Raw genomic sequence first — 2,790 nt, 5'->3', positions numbered from 1 at the left:
GGAAAGCAGCGTTAAATCGTTTTATGATCGAGTTTGAAGATCGACTCATTGACCATATTTGAACAGGGCAGTTACACAGAATTATCTACAGGCTCTCCAATGAGGTTTCATCACCTTCATGAACACAACAATCAAGATAGATACCGGCATTGTTGACGATGCCATCAATACGGCCATATTTACCTATGGTCGCATCAACCCAGTCCTGCGTTGTTTGTGTATCTTCGACTTCATAGTATTGGCACAATAGACGCTGCGAATTCATCTGATGTTGCAGCTCTTGTTGCATGGCATCTGGTGTGCGGCTACTCAAGCTGAGTTTGTAACCAGACTGATATAGGCGTCTTGCAATGGCTTTGCCAATCCCGCGGCTAGCACCAGAAATCATTACCACCCTATCATGCTTAATTTGCTGATTCTGTTTCATGAGGCCAGTATTTGATTGGATATCATAATGTACTCCCCAACATTCTCTATTATTCATGGATTTCCGTCTATGTATATTGACACACTTCCATTGAGTTGTTCTCCCCTTGTGATAAGTAAAACTAATAAAATCGGAATGACCGCTTCCGACCCAAAGCCGTCGTTGAAGTTGCCCGACTTCTACTTCTGCTACCAGTCCGAAGCGGTCAATCAGTAAAGAAATAATTAGCGGTAGATTAATGGTTTTTCGTATCTGATTAATGATTTGAAATTCTCTAATAATTGATAACTTACGGTTATTTGAGTAATAAGCAACTCTTTGGCTATTTGGCGTTGTCTCCACAAACCAGAATGATTATTATCAATTTCTGCCATGAAAAATGATGCACATAAATTCGCGTAAAAAGGCAAGCCGAGATCGAAGACCGGTACGCAAAGCTACCAGTCTAAAGAGCAATCGCTCCATGGCGAAGGGGCTGCATGCAATGTAATAAACTTAACTGATACGTTGATTTGGTGGCTCGCTTATATTGAATTGATTTTCACGGGCACCGCCTTTGCGGTGTTTTTTACATATATCCGTAGCCCCGTGCATTCTCACTAGACAAAATATATAGAGAAGAATGATGAATATGAAATGCTTGCACGCACGACCGATCAGGACCTTTTTCATTTTCCTTTTTGTGTTCACGAGTGGTATATCTCTAGCAAGTAGTGATGGAAATGCATGGAATCAGTATAGCTGGAATATGACTCCCTCAGAGGTTATGAAAATACAGCCCAAGTGGAGCAAAGACTTTATTGATCCAGATACTGGCGAGCGCGTCTTGCTTGATTATATTGATATGTTTGGAAAGAAGTTCTCAATAGTACTTTTCTTTCAGAGCCAGAAGTCTCTAAGCAAGGTTATGATAGGTTATGAGACATCCCTCGATGCAGATAAAGCACTTGTTGTCCGGGTTTTTGAAACCTTGAAAAACAAATATGGAGATGGGTCACAGCTTGACCTTGACCACCGCTGCAAAAAACTTCAAGAAATGATAATTGAGCGAGTGGAATGCCTAACGAGGCATTACTTTTGGGCAACCGATAGCAGTCTTATTGAGCTAAATGCTCAGGCATTTACCATAGAAAAACGCTATCCAGACGCAACAGCCGCTTCGCTTCCTGAAGAAACGCTAATCTGGATATCCTACCAACCAAACCAAGAGGCTAAGCTGTAAGGAACCCATATTAGTTGGGAATTACGGTGACAGTTTATTAAATTCATACAACTGCGATCTTAAAACGGGAATTTCAATGACGGCTAAAGTCGATGAGGAGTCGTTCACCGGCAGCAGCTGGACTGACCGCTTCTGGCCGAAAGCGGACGATATGAATTGTATGGAATTGCGTCTTACTGGACTAAATATGGACCAAAAAAGAAAAAGGCCTACGAGGTAAATTCGTAAGCCTTTGTTTTTATTGGTGGGCCGTCAGGGACTTGAACCCCGGACCAAAGGATTTTGAGTCTTGTTATCTCAATACCATACAACATCAATACATAATTAATTCAATGGCTTGCAATCTATGCTAACGCATTTGTTATTGGAATATATTGTAATTTATTGCGCCTTGGTGGACTAATTTTGGCACCTGTTTACATAAAGTAACCTGTCAATGAAGGAATGACCGCTTCCGGCCAAAAGCGGTCATTTGGTGCCATCAAATATTGTGTCAAAAACTCCCTTTTGTTTGACTGTAATTTAGTAGGCTGTAGACATTGTGGTATAAGTATCTGCACATCAGTATAAAGTTTCCCGCCTAGTGGAAACATTATGACCATCTTAAATGTTGGCGGTGCAATGCAAAATCAATATGCAGATCGATCACCATACTTAATACTATTCATCGCAGTAGTTCTTACTGTTTTCAGTCTCTCTATATTATGGGAATTCTGGGCAGAATCTTATTTCTCCACAACATTAGAGGGAGAGCCAGAATCAGATAACGAAAAGTGGCGTTATGTGTTTACCTCAACCTCTTTTGTAGTTTTGTCATTGATTCTTCCAACCTGGCTTCTTTGGCGCAAAGAACAAAGCAGCTTGGACATGATGGAATATTTGAATCGCGCAGCAGCAGTCTATAAACATACGAGGGACGGAATCATGATCACTGATCGTAAAGGCCGTATCTTGTCTGTCAATCAGTCATTTACAGAGCTAACCGGATATTCTGAGAGTGACGCTGTGGGTAATAATCCTAAAATTCTAAGATCATATAAGCACCAAGCGTGTCTTTGATCTCGTGATGTAAAACGGGACATCCAAGTCGCCCTTTTACACTCGATCTTCGACAGCCTTTATTGCCCCGGACGCCCTGCGT

General features: G+C 41.4%; 3 protein-coding genes and 1 riboswitch. Of the genes, 2 read left to right on the top strand and 1 reads right to left on the bottom strand.

Annotation, left to right across the window (positions count from 1 at the left end):
• Positions 1–85 precede the first annotated feature (85 nt).
• A complete protein-coding gene (locus BOW51_RS09330) occupies positions 86–769 on the bottom strand; it encodes an SDR family NAD(P)-dependent oxidoreductase (RefSeq protein ID WP_135568211.1) in 684 nt (227 codons plus the stop codon).
• A gap of 53 nt (positions 770–822) precedes the next feature.
• A riboswitch (cyclic di-GMP riboswitch) is annotated at positions 823–910 on the top strand.
• Positions 911–1,193: 283 nt separating this feature from the next.
• Here BOW51_RS09330 and BOW51_RS09325 point away from each other — a divergent pair.
• Both BOW51_RS09325 and BOW51_RS09315 read left to right on the top strand, forming a co-directional pair.
• Positions 1,194–1,649 (top strand): hypothetical protein, encoded by a 456-nt coding sequence (locus tag BOW51_RS09325; RefSeq protein WP_135568210.1) that lies wholly within the window; start codon positions 1,194–1,196, stop codon positions 1,647–1,649.
• Positions 1,650–2,243: 594 nt separating this feature from the next.
• Entirely contained in the window at positions 2,244–2,708 is a 465-nt protein-coding gene (locus tag BOW51_RS09315) for a PAS domain S-box protein (RefSeq protein WP_078477483.1), read from the top strand.
• The last annotated feature ends 82 nt before the right edge of the window (positions 2,709–2,790 follow it).

The organism is Solemya elarraichensis gill symbiont (assembly GCF_002021095.1).
GTDB lineage: Bacteria > Pseudomonadota > Gammaproteobacteria > Chromatiales > Chromatiaceae.
This window is presented reverse-complemented; position numbering and strand designations above follow the sequence as displayed.

Bases quoted from the DNA above. Each gene is read 5' to 3' on its own strand.
- BOW51_RS09325 (WP_135568210.1), top strand. From the start codon at position 1,194: ATGAAAATACAGCCCAAGTGGAGCAAAGACTTTATTGATCCAGATACT.
- BOW51_RS09315 (WP_078477483.1), top strand. From the start codon at position 2,244: ATGACCATCTTAAATGTTGGCGGTGCAATGCAAAATCAATATGCAGAT.